This window comes from Sedimentibacter sp., assembly GCF_033447055.1.
Taxonomy (GTDB): domain Bacteria; phylum Bacillota; class Clostridia; order Tissierellales; family Sedimentibacteraceae; genus Sedimentibacter.
Map to the genome: position 1 here is coordinate 1 of NZ_JAWQJF010000143.1, position 16,616 is coordinate 16,616.

At 30.9% G+C, this 16,616-nt stretch carries 17 protein-coding genes and 2 pseudogenes; 18 read left to right on the forward strand and 1 reads right to left on the reverse strand.

Going from position 1 to position 16,616, the window contains the following annotated elements; all coding sequences use genetic code 11:
• Position 1 precedes the first annotated feature (1 nt).
• The 7 genes from SA378_RS09860 to SA378_RS09890 all read left to right on the forward strand — a co-directional run bounded on the left by SA378_RS09860 (position 2) and on the right by SA378_RS09890 (position 6,805).
• On the forward strand, positions 2–91 hold the full coding sequence (locus SA378_RS09860) for a R3H domain-containing nucleic acid-binding protein (RefSeq protein ID WP_412178695.1): 90 nt from the start codon (positions 2–4) through the stop codon (positions 89–91).
• A gap of 175 nt (positions 92–266) precedes the next feature.
• Complete coding sequence (mnmE, locus tag SA378_RS09865; protein ID WP_318525822.1) at positions 267–1,646, forward strand: tRNA uridine-5-carboxymethylaminomethyl(34) synthesis GTPase MnmE; 1,380 nt, start codon at positions 267–269, stop codon at positions 1,644–1,646.
• Between the two features lie 15 nt (positions 1,647–1,661).
• Positions 1,662–3,560, forward strand: a complete 1,899-nt coding sequence (gene mnmG / locus SA378_RS09870) for a tRNA uridine-5-carboxymethylaminomethyl(34) synthesis enzyme MnmG (RefSeq protein ID WP_318525823.1) — start codon at positions 1,662–1,664, stop codon at positions 3,558–3,560.
• A gap of 72 nt (positions 3,561–3,632) precedes the next feature.
• The gene (gene rsmG, locus SA378_RS09875) at positions 3,633–4,349 is read left to right on the forward strand and encodes a 16S rRNA (guanine(527)-N(7))-methyltransferase RsmG (RefSeq protein WP_318525824.1); all 717 of its coding nucleotides are present in this window, start codon (positions 3,633–3,635) and stop codon (positions 4,347–4,349) included.
• A 38-nt stretch (positions 4,350–4,387) separates the two neighbouring features.
• Positions 4,388–5,176, forward strand: a complete 789-nt coding sequence (gene noc / locus SA378_RS09880) for a nucleoid occlusion protein (RefSeq protein WP_318525825.1) — start codon at positions 4,388–4,390, stop codon at positions 5,174–5,176.
• 11 nt (positions 5,177–5,187) lie between these two features.
• On the forward strand, positions 5,188–5,949 hold the full coding sequence (locus tag SA378_RS09885) for an AAA family ATPase (RefSeq protein ID WP_318525826.1): 762 nt from the start codon (positions 5,188–5,190) through the stop codon (positions 5,947–5,949).
• Between the two features lie 10 nt (positions 5,950–5,959).
• Entirely contained in the window at positions 5,960–6,805 is an 846-nt protein-coding gene (locus SA378_RS09890) for a ParB/RepB/Spo0J family partition protein (RefSeq protein WP_318525827.1), read from the forward strand.
• 60 nt (positions 6,806–6,865) lie between these two features.
• Here SA378_RS09890 and SA378_RS09895 read toward each other — a convergent pair whose 3' ends face one another.
• Positions 6,866–7,525, reverse strand: a complete 660-nt coding sequence (locus SA378_RS09895) for an HAD family hydrolase (RefSeq protein WP_318525828.1) — start codon at positions 7,523–7,525, stop codon at positions 6,866–6,868.
• Between the two features lie 184 nt (positions 7,526–7,709).
• On the opposite strand from SA378_RS09895, the pseudogene SA378_RS09900 reads away from it, so the two are divergent.
• The 11 genes and pseudogenes from SA378_RS09900 to SA378_RS09950 form a co-directional block, all read left to right on the forward strand.
• A pseudogene (locus SA378_RS09900) lies at positions 7,710–8,978 on the forward strand (dihydroorotase).
• A 97-nt stretch (positions 8,979–9,075) separates the two neighbouring features.
• Complete coding sequence (locus SA378_RS09905) at positions 9,076–10,221, forward strand: aminotransferase class V-fold PLP-dependent enzyme (protein WP_318525829.1); 1,146 nt, start codon at positions 9,076–9,078, stop codon at positions 10,219–10,221.
• A 108-nt stretch (positions 10,222–10,329) separates the two neighbouring features.
• Positions 10,330–11,400, forward strand: coding sequence for a DUF5711 family protein (locus tag SA378_RS09910; protein ID WP_318525830.1), 1,071 nt, complete (start codon positions 10,330–10,332; stop codon positions 11,398–11,400).
• Between the two features lie 36 nt (positions 11,401–11,436).
• On the forward strand, positions 11,437–12,102 hold the full coding sequence (locus tag SA378_RS09915; RefSeq protein WP_318525831.1) for a CvpA family protein: 666 nt from the start codon (positions 11,437–11,439) through the stop codon (positions 12,100–12,102).
• Positions 12,103–12,110: 8 nt separating this feature from the next.
• Complete coding sequence (yedF, locus tag SA378_RS09920) at positions 12,111–12,716, forward strand: sulfurtransferase-like selenium metabolism protein YedF (protein ID WP_318525832.1); 606 nt, start codon at positions 12,111–12,113, stop codon at positions 12,714–12,716.
• 12 nt (positions 12,717–12,728) lie between these two features.
• On the forward strand, positions 12,729–12,950 hold the full coding sequence (locus SA378_RS09925) for a DUF951 domain-containing protein (protein WP_318525833.1): 222 nt from the start codon (positions 12,729–12,731) through the stop codon (positions 12,948–12,950).
• Positions 12,951–13,275: 325 nt separating this feature from the next.
• On the forward strand, positions 13,276–14,202 hold the full coding sequence (pyrB, locus tag SA378_RS09930) for an aspartate carbamoyltransferase (protein ID WP_318525834.1): 927 nt from the start codon (positions 13,276–13,278) through the stop codon (positions 14,200–14,202).
• Positions 14,202–14,624: an aspartate carbamoyltransferase regulatory subunit gene (locus SA378_RS09935; protein WP_318525835.1), complete on the forward strand. Its 423-nt coding sequence runs from the start codon at positions 14,202–14,204 to the stop codon at positions 14,622–14,624. Before pyrB ends, SA378_RS09935 begins: the two co-directional genes overlap by 1 nt.
• Before the next feature lie 64 nt (positions 14,625–14,688).
• The gene (gene pyrF / locus SA378_RS09940) at positions 14,689–15,552 is read left to right on the forward strand and encodes an orotidine-5'-phosphate decarboxylase (protein ID WP_318525836.1); all 864 of its coding nucleotides are present in this window, start codon (positions 14,689–14,691) and stop codon (positions 15,550–15,552) included.
• 8 nt (positions 15,553–15,560) lie between these two features.
• Positions 15,561–16,289 (forward strand): dihydroorotate dehydrogenase electron transfer subunit, encoded by a 729-nt coding sequence (locus SA378_RS09945; RefSeq protein WP_318525837.1) that lies wholly within the window; start codon positions 15,561–15,563, stop codon positions 16,287–16,289.
• 8 nt (positions 16,290–16,297) lie between these two features.
• Positions 16,298–16,616: pseudogene (locus tag SA378_RS09950) on the forward strand (dihydroorotate dehydrogenase); the annotation flags it as partial.

Genomic DNA, 16,616 nt, shown 5'->3' on the forward strand with positions numbered 1-16,616 from the left:
AATACATTCAACTTTGCAGGATGAAGCGGACATTATAACTTATTCTGAGGGAGATGAACCTTACAGAAAAGTTGTCATAGATTTAAAATAAATTGTTAAAGTTATATAACCCGGATATCCGGGTTTTATTTTATTATATTGTAGATAGTAAATGATATATTGTTATTATGAAAATTTAATTGTGCTATTTAAATAGTTATGTACATTTATGCAAAATTAATGTAAAATAAATGTGTTGACAAAGAACAGAAAGATGCGGTGGTAAAATGAACAGTGATACAATAGCTGCTATTGCAACATTTCCGGGCAATGCAGGTATAAATATAATAAGAATAAGCGGAGATAATGCATTAAATGTTGCAGAAAAAATTTTTGTAACAAAAAGTAAAAACAAAAAAGAGAGCATAAATTTAAAACCAAGATTTCTTCATTATGGATATATTGTTGATAAAGACAATAAAATTATAGATGAAGTGTTGATATCTTATATGAATGCGCCTAAAACCTATACCATGGAAGACATAATTGAAATAAATTGTCATGGAGGTATAATTTCTGCAAAAAAAATATTGGAAACGGTGTTGCTTCACGGATGCAGATTGGCCGAAAGAGGAGAATTTACAAAAAGGGCATTTTTAAATGGAAGAATAGATTTAATTCAAGCTGAAGCTGTAATAGATATTATAAATTCAAAAACGGAATCAAGTCATGAAATTTCTGTAAATCATTTAGAAGGAAGATTGTCGAAAGAAATAAATGAAATTATAGAGAAAATTATGGACTTGTTAGCGAATATAGTAGTAAATATAGATTTTCCCGAATATGACGAGGATGAAATAACAATTGGAAATGTAAAAGAGTTAAGTGAAACAATTGTAAATAAACTAGACAGGTTAATTAAAACAGCTGACACAGGAAAAATATTTAAAGAAGGCATAAAGACAGTAATACTTGGAAAGCCAAATGTAGGAAAATCTTCTTTAATGAATTTTCTTTTAAATGAAAATCGTGCAATAGTTACAGAAATTCCTGGAACAACAAGAGATACAATAGAAGAATATGTGAATATAAAAGGTGTTCCGTTAAGAATAATTGATACAGCCGGCATTAGAGATACAGACGATAAAATTGAAAAAATAGGAGTTGAAAAAGCTCTTAAAAAAGTAGATGAAGCGGATTTGGTTATAATGCTTTTTGATTCGTCTAAAGAGATTGAAATAGAAGATGAAAAAATATTAGAATATATAAAAAATAAAAAAGTTATTTATATAAAAAATAAAACAGATCTTGAAAATAGACTTGACTTAAGCAAGTATGGAAATATTGAAAAAGAAATTATCAATATATCAGTATTAAATAATCAAGGTTTAGATGAAATAATTGAAAAAATAAGCCAAATGTTTTTTGAAGGCACAATAAATGTAAGCAATGATTTGATAATAAATAATGTAAGGCATAAGAATTTGCTTATAAATGCAAAAAATAGTTTAGATGAAGTATTAAAATCCATAAATAACGGAATGACCATAGATTTTATTGAAATAGATCTAAAAGAAGCAATAGAACAATTAGGACTTATTGTTGGAAAATCTGTGAGTGATGATTTAGTTGATAAAATATTCAATGAATTTTGCATAGGTAAATAGGAAAGAGGCATAAAAATGGAAGACAAAGTAAAAGAATTTCTTGCAGAAAAAGTTGACGTGGTAGTTATAGGAGCTGGTCATGCAGGCTGTGAAGCAGCTTTGGCTGCTGCAAGACTTGGCATGAAAACAGTTATGCTTACAATGAGTCTTGATTCAATAGCCATGATGCCGTGTAATCCTAATATAGGAGGAACTGCAAAAGGGCACCTTGTTAGGGAAATTGATGCGTTAGGCGGAGAAATGGCTTTAAATATAGATAAAACTATGATACAATGCAAGATGTTGAACCGTTCTAAAGGGCCGGCAGTTCATTCGTTGAGAGCTCAAGCTGATAAAAATAAGTACCATACTGAGATGAAAAAAGTTATAGAAGATCAAAATAATCTTAAACTTTTGCAGTTGGAGGCTACAAAAATTACAATTAACAGTGATGGAAGTTTTAATGTAATCACAATGCTTGGATCATATTATGAAACTAAAGCTGTTATTGTAACGTCCGGAACATATCTTCAGGGAAGAATATATATCGGAGAAGTAAATTATCCATCAGGACCTATTGGATTAGCACCTGCTAATGAACTTTCACAATCTTTGATGGATTTAGGTATAGATTTGGTAAAGTTTAAAACAGGCACTCCCGCTAGAGTACATTCGGATTCAATTAATTATGAAAAAATGGAAATTCAGTTGGGAGATGAGGAAATAATTCCTTTTTCATTTATGACTGATGAAATAAACATTGAACAAGTACCTTGTTATATATCATATACCACTGAAAAAACACATGAAATTATTAGAAATAATTTAAACAGATCACCATTGTATGAGGGGATCATCAAAAGTGTCGGACCAAGATACTGTCCCTCAATAGAAGATAAAGTTGTTAAATTTTCAGATAAAGAAAGACATCAAATGTTTGTTGAACCTGAAGGATTGGATACTAAGGAAATGTATGTTCAAGGAATGTCTTCATCATTGCCGTTTGAGGTTCAAATTGAAATGTATAAAACGATGATAGGGTTGGAAAATTCAGAAATTATGCGACCTGCTTACGCGATAGAATATGACTGCATCAATCCCACTCAGCTAAAAAGCAGTTTGGAAATGAAGAATATTAAAAATTTATTTTTTGCAGGACAGGTAAATGGAAGCTCAGGTTATGAAGAAGCTGCAGCTCAAGGATTAATTGCAGGAATTAACGCATCAATGAACTTGAAAAATAGAGAACCGCTTGTTTTGAAACGCTCGGATGCTTATATTGGGGTATTGATTGATGATTTGGTAACAAAAGGAACCAATGAACCTTACCGTATGATGACTTCAAGAGCTGAATACAGACTTCTTTTAAGACAAGACAATGTAGATGAAAGACTTACAGAAAAAGGATATGAAATAGGCCTTGTTACAGAAGAACGGTATAAAAGATTCATAACTAAAAAACATAAAATAGAACAAGAAATTGAACGTATAAAAAATATAAAAATAACTCCGAAAGCTGAAGTAAATCAAATATTGGAAAGTATAAACAGCGTAAGCTTAAAAATGCCCATAAGTCTTTATGAACTTTTAAGGAGAACAGAACTGAATTATGATAATACTGAACAGCTTGATAAAGATAGACCACATTTAAATAAAGAAATTAAGGATTATGTAGAAACAGTTATAAAATACGAAGGATACATTTCTAAGCAGATACAGCAGGTTGAGCAATTTAAAAAGCTTGAAAATAAAAAAATTCCTGATGAAATTGACTATGACCAGGTTGGTAGTTTAAGGTTAGAAGCAAGGCAGAAATTAAAGAAAATCAGACCGGATTCAATTGGTCAGGCTTCTAGAATATCTGGAGTTTCGCCATCAGATATAAATGTTTTGTTGATTTATTTAATGACATATAATTCTAAAAAACAAATATAGAAATCACGAAGTTCTCTATGTTAAATTATTATAATAAATTAAAAAAATAATCAAGAAGTTATAAAGGAGAAAATGTTGATTAAAACAATGGAAGAGGGTTTTAAGCAGCTGAAATTACCCTACAGCTCTGAAACTGAAAATAAATTTATAAAATACCGGGATTTATTAAAAGATTGGAATCAAAAAATCAACATCACTTCAATAGAAGATGATGAAGAAATTTATGTAAAACATTTTTTAGATAGTGTTTTATTGTTAAATGAAGAAAATTTTAATGAAAAGAAAAGTATTATTGATGTAGGAACAGGTGGAGGATTTCCTGGATTTCCTCTCAAAATTGTAAATGATAATTATATAGTCACTCTTTTGGACAGCTTGAGAAAAAGAATTGATTTTTTATCAGAAGTAGCAGAAGTACTTGAACTAAAAAATGTTGAATTAATCCATGGAAGAGCTGAGGATTTCGGACAAAATATAAAATACAGAGAAAAGTTTGATATATGTGTTTCAAGGGCTGTAGCACCACTTAATGTTTTAAGTGAATATTGTCTTCCGTTTGTTAAAGTAGGTGGTTATTTTGCTGCTTACAAAAGTGAAAATATTTCCCAGGAAATCAAAGATTCCGAAAGCGCAATAAATAAACTTGGAGGCAATGTTAAAGAAATAAAAGAAATATGTCTGCCTGGAACTGATATTGTAAGAAAAATAGTCATTATAGAAAAATTTGAACAAATGAATAATAAATATCCGAGAAAAGCGGGAAAACCAAGTAAAGATCCATTGATATAAAATATTCAATAAAATCTTGTTTTAAGGGGGAGAATTTCTTGACAAGCAATATATTTAATATAGATGTTAACAAAATAATTCCAAATAAAAATCAACCTAGAAAAGTTTTTGATGACAAGGCTTTGGAAGAGTTAAGTCATTCCATAAAAAATTATGGCGTGATACAGCCTATAACTGTAAGAAAAATTTATGATGATATTTATGAAATTATAGCTGGAGAAAGACGTTTTAAAGCAGTTAAATTATTAAATATGGAAACAATACCTGCAGTAGTTATTGAAGTGAAAGATGAAGAATCTGCTGCAATGGCTTTAATTGAAAATTTGCAGCGTGAAGATTTGGATTTTATTGAAGAAGCAATGGCTTATGAAAGATTGATTGAAGATTTTGATTTAAATCAAACTCAATTAGCAGAAAAGTTGGGGAAATCCCAATCAACAATTGCAAACAAAATGAGAATTTTGAAATTGCCGGAGTCTGTAAAACAAAAACTCAGGGAAGGAAATTTAAGTGAACGTCATGCAAGAGCACTTTTAAAAATTGATGAAGAAGATCTTCTTTTAAGTGTAGTTGATAAAGTTATAAAGAAAGATTTAAATGTAAGTGAAACAGAAAAACTTGTAAATTCAATAGCTGAAGATTTAAATTATAAAAAAATGAAGGACAAGCGTTATGTGAGAAACTTCATTAATTACAAAATATATATAAATACTATAAAAAATGCTTACAATGAAATAGTAAAAACAGGTATAGATGCTAAATTTGAGCAGGAAGAATCTGATGAATTTATAGAAATTAAGGTAAAAATTCCGAAAAAAAGCATATAGAAGGTGATTAAATGGCTAAAGTGATAAGCGTATTCAATCAAAAGGGCGGTGTAGGAAAAACAACAACAAATGTTAACTTGTGCGCAGCATTAGCGTTGAGAGGTAAAAAAGTATTAAGTATCGACATTGATCCTCAGGGAAATTCAACAAGCGGTTTTGGTGTTAACAAGAATGAGTTGGAATATACAATTTATGATGTTTTGATTGAGGATTATGACATTAATAAAATTATATGTAAGACGGAAATTGAAAATTTGGATTTGGTGCCTGCCAATATACAGCTTGCAGGGGCTGAAATTGAGCTTACAAATACAAAGCACAGAGAAAAAACGTTAAAAGAAAAAATGAACTTGATTGATAAAGAGTATGATTTTATTATAATTGATTGTCCGCCATCACTGGGCTTATTATCCTTAAATGCACTTACAGCTTCAAATACAGTATTGATACCAATTCAATGTGAGTATTATTCGTTGGAAGGTGTTGGGCAGCTTATAGATACTGTAAAATTAGTGAAAAAAAATTTAAATACTAAACTTGATATTGAAGGTGTTGTACTTAATATGTTTGACGGAAGAACAAATCTTTCGGTGCAAGTTGTGGAAGAAGTTAAAAAATATTTTAAAGATAAAGTGTATAGAACAGTAATTCCAAGAAGCGTAAGATTAGCAGAAGCTCCAAGTTTTGGGCAGCCAATAATGATTTATGATGAAAAATCAAAAGGAAGCATGGCGTACATAAAGCTTGCAGAAGAAATTATCAGAAACAATTAGGGAGGTCAGTATGGCTATAAAGAGAAAAGCTTTGGGCAAGGGTTTGTCAGCATTAATACCAGAGGATTTAGAAAAAGAAGATATTCAAAGGATAGAAGATATAGATACAAATCTGATATGTCCAAATTCAAATCAGCCTCGTAAAGTATTCGAGCAAGATAAGCTTGAAGAGCTTTCGGAGTCCATTAAGAAATATGGAGTGATTCAGCCTATAATTGTAAGAAAAGATGGAGATATTTATACTATTATTGCAGGTGAAAGAAGATGGAGAGCCTGTAAAAATGCCGATATTAAAAATATTCCCTGCATAGTGAGAGATATTGAAAATAAAAATGCTTCGGAAATAGCCCTGATTGAAAATATACAAAGAGAAAATTTAAATCCTATAGATGAAGCACATGCTTACGAATATATAATGAGCAGGTATGGAATAACCCAGGAAGAAGTATCAAACATAGTTGGAAAGTCCAGGGTATATGTAACAAATATTATGAGGTTAACAAATCTTGATGATTATGTAAAAAATAAGATAGTAACAAATGAAATTTCTGCCGGACACGGAAGGGCTATAATTAGTTTAAGTTTAGAAAAGCAAATAGCAATGACTGACAGAATTATAAAAGAAAATTTAAGCGTAAGAGATGTTGAAAAATTAGTTAGAGACAATAGGAAGACGGGAAGAAGAATTGTTCCTGAAAAGGATAAGTATATAGCTTATATTGAAGAAATGCTCACAGATAGGTTTTCTTCAAGAGTAAATATTAAGAAGAATAAAAATAAAGGTAAAATAGAAATAGAATATACAAGTAATGAAGATTTAAATAGAATTTTGGATATTTTTAAACTTGAAGATTAATCATTGTAAAGTACAATGATTTTTTTTAGAAAAATATAAAAGTTATTAACAAATTCTTATTTAATTGTTGATAATAATCTGTTTCATTTCGTCAATTGTTGATGCAATGTAATCAGCTCCTTCACTTTCTAAAAGTGATGCAGTTCTAAATCCCCATAATACTCCTAAAGATTTTACATTTGCATTTTTTGCAACTTGAATATCAATTTCTGTATCGCCGATATAAATTAATTCATGTTTTTTTAATCCAAGAATATTTATAATTTCCAGTAAAGTGCAAGGGTCTGGCTTTGCTTCGTATCCGTTTTGAAGTCCATAAACAATTTTTATTTTGTCTTTAAAAAAATGGGAAACAAGTGATTGTGTAAAATCGTGGGGTTTATTGGATAAAACAGCAGTTATTATATTGTTGCTGTTTAAATAATCAAGCATATCCAATATGCCGTCATATGGTTTTGTATTATTAAACATGTGAGAAGAATAATATTCATTATAATATGATAGAAATTCATCAATTATTTTTTCTTCGTCATTACCAAAAAACTCTCCCACAATGCTTTCAATTATTTTTCGTCGTCCTTTGCCTAACAGTAATTTATATCTTTGTGAATTAACATGTGGCATATTGAAATGAGACAGTGCGTAGTTGCACGCATCTTCAAGATCTTTTATTGAATCAAGCAAAGTGCCATCCAAATCAAATATTGCAGCTTTAATCATAACTTCCTCCAAACATTTAATAATAACATATTACCATAAAACAAAAATTAATTGAGGAGAAATAATATAATTATAAATAAAAGTAATTATAATTAAAGGTTTTAAACACATTTTTTCTTTTTGATATTCTTGCTATGTGATATAATACACGTAGAATAAATGCGAATAATATATGGTGATAAAGATGATGCTTATAAAAAACGGAAGAGTGATAGATCTTGAATCTAAAAAAGACGAAATAACTGATATATTAATTCAAGGTGATACAATAATAAAAATTGAAAATAATATTAATATTAATGGGATGGACACTGTTATTGATGCAGGAGGAAAAATAGTGGCTCCTGGTTTAATTGATGTACATGTGCACTTCAGAGATCCCGGATTTACTTATAAAGAAGATATACAGACAGGTTCAATGGCAGCAGCTAGGGGAGGATTTACAACAGTAGTTTGTATGGCTAACACTAATCCTCCTGTTGATAACAAAGATACGTTGGAGTACATAATTAAAGAATGTGAGAAATCGCCAATTAATGTTCTTCAGACAGCAACTATCACCGTTGGTTTGAAGGGTATTGAACTAGTTGATATGGAAGGATTAAAACAAGCAGGAGCAGTTGGCTTCACCGATGATGGATATCCAATAATGGATAGCAGCATTGTTGTGGAGTCTATGAAACAAGCTAAAAGATTAAATGTTCCATTAAGTTTTCATGAAGAAGATCCGAAATTAGTTAAAACTCCCGGAATAAATGAAGGAAAAGTTTCAGAAAAGTTAGGTATACAAGGGGCATCACATGTTGCAGAGGACGTTATGGTTGCAAGGGATTGTGTTATCGCCGGTTCTACAGGAGCTAGAATAAATATACAACATTTGAGTTCAGGCTCATCTGTTGATATTATAAGATATGCAAAATCAATTGGTGTAAATGTAACTGCAGAAGCTTCACCTCACCATTTTTCTCTCACAGAGGATGATGTTCTTAAATATGAAACAAATGCAAAAATGAACCCTCCATTGAGAACAGAAGAAGACAGAATGAAAATAATTGAAGGCCTTAAAGATAATACAATTGAAATAATAGCTACTGATCATGCGCCACACAGCAAGGAAGAAAAGAATCGTGAATTTTTAAAAGCACCAAGTGGAATCATTGGTTTAGAAACAGCGTTATAAATTGGAATTACATACCTGGTGAATGAAAACCATCTATCACTTCTTAAGCTTTTAGAAAAAATGACAATAAATCCGGCAAAATTGTACAGTTTGAAATCAGGTAAAATTAAAGTAGGATCAAAAGCGGATTTAGTGATTTTCGATTTAAATGAAAAATGGACTGTAGATAAATTTTATTCTAAATCCAGCAATTCACCTTTTTTAGGAAAGGAACTCAGTGGAAAAATTAAATATACAATTTGTAACGGGAAGATAGTATACGAAGATAAATAATGGTTGAAGTACCGAAATAAATGAACTATTATATAAGTATGAAATTGATGTTCAATGTTAAATAATATATGGATAAAAATAAAATAGGGGTGAAAATATGATTTATCTAGATAATGCGGCAACAACATATCCAAAGCCAAAGTCAGTGTATAAAAGTGTAATGGAGGCTATGACGGTTTATGGAGCAAACCCGGGCAGAGGAAGTCATGCGATGGCTATAGAAGGTGCTAGGGTAATTTATGAAACAAGGGAGCTTGTGGCACAGCTATTTAATTTAGACGACCCGATGAAGGTAATTTTTACATTTAATGCAACAGATGGATTAAATATAGCAATAAAGGGTATATTAAAATCGGGAGATCATGTAATTGCTACGGCAATGGATCATAATTCAGTGTTAAGACCTATAAAAGAACTTGAAAAATATGGAATTGAAAATACCATTGTTTCATGCTCATCTGACGGAACGATAAAAGTTGATGATGTGGAAAAAGCTATAAGAAGCAATACAAAACTTGTGGTAACAACTCATGTATCTAATTTAACCGGAACAATTTTACCGATTGAAAAAATTGGGGAAATGTGTAAAGTTAATAATTTGCTTTACTTAGTAGATGCTTCTCAAAGTGCGGGAGTTTTAGAAATAGATTTTAAAAAACAAAATATCGATTTTCTTGTTGCCCCAGGACACAAAGGACTTCTTGGGCCACAGGGTACGGGAGTGTTGCTTATAAACAGTGATGTAGAAATGAAGGAGTTGCGAGAAGGAGGTACAGGAAGTGAATCTAGTAGTATGTACCAGCCTAATTTCTTACCGGATAAATATGAAGCGGGTACCCATAATTTACCAGGCATAGCAGGTCTAAATTCTGGAGTAAAGTACATTTTAGACAAGGGCACAAAATCAATTTGCAGGCACGAAAAAAATATTCTTGAGTTATTCATCAAGGAAGTAAGAAAAATCCCTAAAATCACGATTTACGGCCCAGAAAGCATTGAAGACAGAAGCGGAGTTGTTCCAATAAACATTGAAGGAATTGATTCGTCGGAAGTCGCTTATATTCTTGATACAGGATATGGTATAGCCGTAAGACCCGGACTTCATTGTGCGCCTCTGGCACATAAAACAATTGGTACAGATAAAATCGGAGCGGTAAGATTTAGTGTTGGACCTTTTACTAAAAAGACAGAAATAATGGCAGCTGCTAAAGCATTGAAAGAAATTACTGAAAAAAATTACTAATAAATTAGCAAGAAAATTGTAAAAAATTTTCTTGCTTTTAAAAATAAAGTTAATAAGGCCATTATATATTTGTTATAATATAATAACAAGTTTTAACAAGGAAAAGATATGAAAAAGACTATTATATTTATTTTAATAATTTTGTTAATTTTAACCGGTATGTTATATTTAACATATGGAAGAGAAATTTTGTCTTTTTTGGATGAAAAAAAAGTATATACAATGGAAAATGTTGAGATTACAAAAATTGATACACTTGAAGATTTTCAGTTTTATAATGGTGGAATAGTTACATACAATAATCAAAAGATAGAATTTTTTGATTATAATAACAATAAAACATGGGAAAATGAGAATACAGTTTTCTCAAAGCAAGTATTTATAACGGATAATTATATTTTTAGGTGCATGGAAAACAGTATAGAAGTGTATGATAAAAACAATCAGAGGTTTGTAATATCTGAAATTACAGGCGATATTGTAAATGTTTCACGTGAAAATGGAGAATCGTACATTATTGCAAGAAACAGTACAGGACAAAGTTTGTTGTATGTTATGGATGACAATAATGAGATAGTAGTAGACAATAAAATATTTAAAGATATCATAACAGGAGTATCCATAAGTGATAAGTCTGAGGGGTATTCTTTAATAACATTAAATTTTGAAAATGGGATTCCGATAAACTCACTGTATTTTAATCTTTTAGATGATGTTGAATTATGGAATACAGAAATTAAGAATGAAATATTAATTAAGACACAAATAGTAAATAACAATGTAATTGTAATTGGGCTCGATAATATTTATTATTTTAATACGAATGGCAGACTTATGTGGAAAAACAACATTTATAACAAAATTTTGGATTTTGAAATTGATAAAGATAATCAAAGAATATACATGTTGTATGAACAAAATAATAATAACGAATTGATGTCATATAATTTTGAAGGAAAAGTCATGGATGTTCAGAACTCTCCGGCGGATGTTAATAGTTTAAAAATATACAACGACAAAGCATTCGTGTATAATGATAATATAATTTATCTTCTTCACAGCAGCAAAATGGATAAAATATATGAAGATACAGAGGGTATAATTTCTGATTTTATTGTAGATAATAGTAGCATGTATATATTATCAAAGGACAAGCTCGTAAAGGGACAAATAAAGTAATGGATTTACTTAAAAATAGATACGAGGAGGTTACAAATGAATTTTATTGATATAATTATTCTCATTTTCGCTGGATATTCGTGCTTTCAAGGGTATAGAAGGGGATTTATAAAAACAATTTTTGATACATTAGGGGTTGTTGTTGCCTTTTTTGCAAGTAAGGAATTTTATTATATAGTGGAGAACTTTTTATTAAACAATACAAAGTTGTTTGTAAGGGTACATGATTTCTTTGAAAGTAGGGTATCGGAAAGTCTTTTAGATATATTTCAAAACCCGATGAATTTGCCTGCAGGACTACAAAATATTGTAAGTAATATCATAAATTCAGGGGATGCAGCACAAACGGATACTCTTTCGGTTTTTGTTGATAATATAAGTCTGATTTTAATAAGATCAATCAGTTTTATAATTACATTTCTTATTATATATGTTGTGCTGGTATTATTGGCAAATTTCATTAATGTATTATTCAAACTTCCAATATTAAACATTACAAACAGGATGTTTGGAGCAATAACAGGATCACTAAAATGTATTATATTATTGTATTTAATATTTGCATTAAGTTCACCACTAATAAGTTTTATGCAGGAAAGTGAATTAGTTAAAATTGTTTTAAATTCAGAATCAAGTAAGATATTCTACGATAATAATATATTATTAAATTACTTATCGTATAAGGGTTTTTATGATAACTAGGAGGAACAATGAAAATAGTTGATGTAAGGGGTAAATTATGCCCACAACCTGTAATACTGACAAAAAAAGAAGTAGATAACGGGGAGTTGGAAATAACGGTTATTGTAGACAATGAAACAGCAAAATCCAATGTACTTAAACTTGGATCAAAACTTAATTATACAACAACAACAGAAAATAAAAATGATGGAATGTATGTATATCTCAGTAAATATAATGGTGAAGAACATGATGTAATAAAGGTACAAGAACATCAAAATGTTCAAAACATAAAGGAAGAGAATAAAGTATATGTGTTTGGTCAAGATAAACTTGGAAAAGGTTCTGATGATTTAGGAAAAATGTTAATGAAAGGTTTTATTTATGCTATTTCTGAAAGGAAACCATATCCAGAATTTTTAATATTTCTTAATTCAGGAGTTAACCTTACAACGACAGGTTCTGAATCTTTAGATGATTTGAAAAATCTTGAGAATGCTGGAGTAAAAATTGTTTCATGTGGAACATGTCTGGATTTCTTTGAAATTAAAAGCAAACTAGAGGTTGGCATCATTAGTAATATGTATGATATAGTTGATATAATAGCTGGATCAGACAATGTAGTTACGATATAAAGGAGTAAAATTATGCCGATGAAGTTGAATGTTGGAGACGTAGTAAGATTAAAAAAGAAACATCCATGCGGTGGTTATGAATGGGAGATATTGAGAGTTGGGGCAGATTTCAGAATAAAATGCACAACTTGTGAGAGACAGGTTTGGCTTCCTCGCAGTGAGGTCGAGAGAAGAATCACCAAAATAGTTAGTCAAGTTGATTTTGAAGCTGAAAATCCGTCAAACAAAGAATAAAAATAAATAAAAATTTAGTTGACATACAGTTTAAAATGTAATAGTATTAGTAAAAAGTAAATACCTTTAATCTGGCACAGAGAGGCTGGGAAGGAAAAGTTGATCTTAGAAAGTTAAGTCTTCCTTGCTGTGCGCGGAAGACTTTTTGTATGTCCTAACCCCATTTTTTCGACCGAAGGGAGAAAAAATGGCGGTAGGTCAACCGCAACAAGTTCCCAATGTATGCGACCGAAGGGAGCAAATAAATTGGTGAACGAGACTGTGTATGCCCTAACCCAACGAATAATACTTTAAAATAGTCCAGAGAGGCTAATAAGGAGGAACAATGTTAAAAGGAAGAAGTTTAATTGAACCAATGGATTTATCTCTTGAGGAGTTGGATGAATTATTAAATTTAGCAGATGAAATAATAAAAAATCCGGCCAAATTTTCAGATGCATGCAAGGGAAAAATACTGGCAACATTATTTTATGAACCAAGTACAAGAACAAGGTTAAGTTTTGAAGCTGCGATGCTTCGACTTGGCGGAAGTGTTATGGGATTTTCGTCCTCAGATTCAAGTTCTGCAGCAAAGGGAGAAAGTGTTGCAGACACTATTAGAACAATTGCATGTTATGCAGACATTGCAGCAATGAGACATCCAAAAGAAGGTGCTCCGATGGTTGCAGCTATGAGTACAGACATGCCTGTTATTAATGCGGGAGATGGGGGACATCAACATCCAACACAAACACTTACAGACTTGCTTACGATAAGATCATTAAAGGGTAAACTAAATAATTTCACCATAGGACTTTGTGGAGACTTAAAATTCGGAAGAACGGTTCATTCACTTATAAAAGCATTATCAAGGTATGAAAATATAAAATTTGTATTGGTATCACCTGAAGAATTAAGAATACCGGATTATATAAGAGAAGAGATATTAATTAAAAACAAAATAGAGTTTAAAGAAGTGGAAAGACTTGAAAATGTAATGGAACACCTTGATGTTTTGTATATGACAAGGGTTCAAAAAGAAAGATTTTTCAATGAGGCAGATTATATTAGATTGAAAGATAGTTATATATTAAATATAGAAAAACTTAAAAAAGCAAAAAGAGATATGATAATTCTACATCCCCTACCAAGAGTAAATGAAATATCTGTAGAAATTGACAGTGACCCAAGAGCCTGTTATTTTAAACAAGCTAAATATGGAATGTTCGTAAGAATGGCATTAATAATTAAATTATTGGGGGTGGAGAAATAATGAATATAGATAGTGTAGAAAAAGGATTGGTAATCGACCACATACAAGCAGGGAAAGCAATGCAGATATATCAATATTTAAACCTGGATAAAATGGATTGCAGTGTTGCAATAATTAAAAATGCAAAAAGTAAAAAAACCGGCAAGAAAGATATTATAAAAATTGAAGATAATATAACTATGGATTTTAAAGTTCTTGGATTCATAGACCCTAATATAACAATCAATGTAATAGATAATGGTGTAATAATTAAGAAAATAAAACTCGAATTGCCATCTGTAATTGAAAATGTAGTAAAATGCAAAAATCCAAGATGCATTACATCAGTTGAACAGGAAATTGTTCATAAATTCAAGCTGACAGACAAAGAAAAGAAGATATATCGCTGTGTATACTGTGATACAGCTTACGAACAAAATTAAACTAATAGCTGATGAAATTTTCATCAGCTATAATCATATATTTAACTGTTGACGGAGGTAAAAAATGATTGTAGACAAGTTATTTAATCAAGTGGCAAAAAAAGGTCATGTATGTCTTGGCCTTGATACGGATTACAGTTATTTGCCAAAGAATTTTGCTGATAAATTTAAAACATCAGGGGAAGCTATATATAATTTTAACAGGGAAATAATTGATGCCACATATGATGTTGTAGCATGCTACAAAGTGCAAATAGCATATTATGAAGCTCTTGGTCTTGAAGGGTTGAAAGCATATTCTGACACCTTAAAATATATAAAAGAAAAGGGAGTATTATCTATAGCTGATGTTAAAAGAGGAGATATAGCTAAAACTGCAGAAATGTATGCAACAGGACATTTTACAGGTGATTTTGAAGCAGATTTTGTAACATTAAATGCTTACATGGGTATAAATGACAGTCTTGAGCCATTTTTAAAGTACGTTAAAGAAAATGATAAAGGAATATTTGCTCTTGTAAGAACTTCAAATAAGGGTGCAAGAGATTTCCAATATATCAAGGATGAAAAAGATGTTCCTCTTTATGAAGCTATAGGAGAAAAAATAGAAAAGCTTGCAGAAGAAAATATGGGAAGTTGCGGGTTTAGTTCAATAGGGGCAGTTGTTGGTTGCACGAATAACGAAGAAGGAGCAAATTTAAGAAAAAAATTAAAATCAGTGTTCCTTCTAATACCGGGATATGGTGCTCAGGGTGGAAAAGCTGAAGATATTGCTGTATACTTAACAGATGGCAACGGTGCTGTTGTTAATTCTTCAAGAGGAATTTTACTTGCATATAAGAAAGAAGAAGATGGCGAGGAAAACTTTAGTTTATGCGCTCGAAATGAAACACTTAGAATGAGAGATGACATCTGGGCAAATATTTAGGAGGTATGATGAAAGTATTAAAAAGCAAAATAATAGAAAATGTAAACATATCAAACAGAATATACAGGCTCACAGCTGAATTTAAAGATGAAATAAAGCCTGGACAATTTTTTATGCTTAAAACTTTGGACAATTCATTCTTGCTTCCGCGTCCAATAAGTGTGAATGATGTAAATGAAAATACCGTTACATTTTTATATAGAACAGAAGGAATTGGCACAACTAAAATAAGCAGTATGAGGGAAAATGATGAAATTCAACTATTTGGACCTCTAGGCAATGGATTTGACATAGATGAATTAAATGGAAAAATTGCAGTAGTAGGAGGAGGCATAGGGATTGCACCTCTTCTATACTTGACAAAAATATTGGGTAAAAAAGTAGATGTTTATTTGGGATATAGGGATAAAGATAATGTTTATATAGAAAATTTGTTTCAACAATATGCAGATAAAACTGTTGTAGTGACAGAGGATGGAAGCATTGGTGAAAAAGGATTTGTCACAGATTATATTGATTATAAAAAATACGATGTTGTAGTAACCTGTGGACCGGAAATAATGATGAACATAATAATGAAAAATTGCATGGAAAATAATGTAAAATGCTATGTATCACTTGAAAGAAGAATGGCATGCGGTATGGGTGTTTGTCTTGGATGCACAGTTGAAACGAAAAACGGCAACAAGAGAGCTTGTAAGGATGGACCTGTATTTTCCAGCGAAGAATTAATTTAGAGGTGTATATGGCTAATTTAAAAACTAACGCAATGGGCTTTGAATTTAAAAATCCTGTTTTGGCTGCATCAGGAACGTATGGATTTGGTGAGGAATTTTCTGAAATTTACGACGTATCAATATTAGGCGGAATATGCAGCAAAGGGTTGACACTTCTTCCAAGAAGCGGCAACAGTGGCATAAGGCTCTGGGAAACGCCAATGGGACTTATAAACAGTATAGGACTTCAAAATCCCGGAGTTGAAGGTTTTATTAAAGATGAGCTTCCCAGAATGAAAAGTTATGGTACAATAGCAATTGCAAATCTTGGAGGACACTGCGATCAAG

Excerpts from the sequence above, each read along its gene's own strand:
- SA378_RS09925 (WP_318525833.1), top strand. The coding sequence starts at position 12,729 with ATGCCGATGAAGTTGAATGTTGGAGACGTAGTAAGATTAAAAAAGAAA.
- yedF (WP_318525832.1), top strand. The coding sequence starts at position 12,111 with ATGAAAATAGTTGATGTAAGGGGTAAATTATGCCCACAACCTGTAATA.
- SA378_RS09935 (WP_318525835.1), top strand. The coding sequence starts at position 14,202 with ATGAATATAGATAGTGTAGAAAAAGGATTGGTAATCGACCACATACAA.
- SA378_RS09910 (WP_318525830.1), top strand. The coding sequence starts at position 10,330 with ATGAAAAAGACTATTATATTTATTTTAATAATTTTGTTAATTTTAACC.
- SA378_RS09885 (WP_318525826.1), top strand. The coding sequence starts at position 5,188 with ATGGCTAAAGTGATAAGCGTATTCAATCAAAAGGGCGGTGTAGGAAAA.
- pyrF (WP_318525836.1), top strand. The coding sequence starts at position 14,689 with ATGATTGTAGACAAGTTATTTAATCAAGTGGCAAAAAAAGGTCATGTA.
- pyrB (WP_318525834.1), top strand. The coding sequence starts at position 13,276 with ATGTTAAAAGGAAGAAGTTTAATTGAACCAATGGATTTATCTCTTGAG.
- SA378_RS09915 (WP_318525831.1), top strand. The coding sequence starts at position 11,437 with ATGAATTTTATTGATATAATTATTCTCATTTTCGCTGGATATTCGTGC.
- mnmG (WP_318525823.1), top strand. The coding sequence starts at position 1,662 with ATGGAAGACAAAGTAAAAGAATTTCTTGCAGAAAAAGTTGACGTGGTA.
- SA378_RS09890 (WP_318525827.1), top strand. The coding sequence starts at position 5,960 with ATGGCTATAAAGAGAAAAGCTTTGGGCAAGGGTTTGTCAGCATTAATA.
- SA378_RS09945 (WP_318525837.1), top strand. The coding sequence starts at position 15,561 with ATGAAAGTATTAAAAAGCAAAATAATAGAAAATGTAAACATATCAAAC.
- SA378_RS09895 (WP_318525828.1), bottom strand. The coding sequence starts at position 7,525 with ATGATTAAAGCTGCAATATTTGATTTGGATGGCACTTTGCTTGATTCA.
- mnmE (WP_318525822.1), top strand. The coding sequence starts at position 267 with ATGAACAGTGATACAATAGCTGCTATTGCAACATTTCCGGGCAATGCA.
- SA378_RS09905 (WP_318525829.1), top strand. The coding sequence starts at position 9,076 with ATGATTTATCTAGATAATGCGGCAACAACATATCCAAAGCCAAAGTCA.
- rsmG (WP_318525824.1), top strand. The coding sequence starts at position 3,633 with ATGTTGATTAAAACAATGGAAGAGGGTTTTAAGCAGCTGAAATTACCC.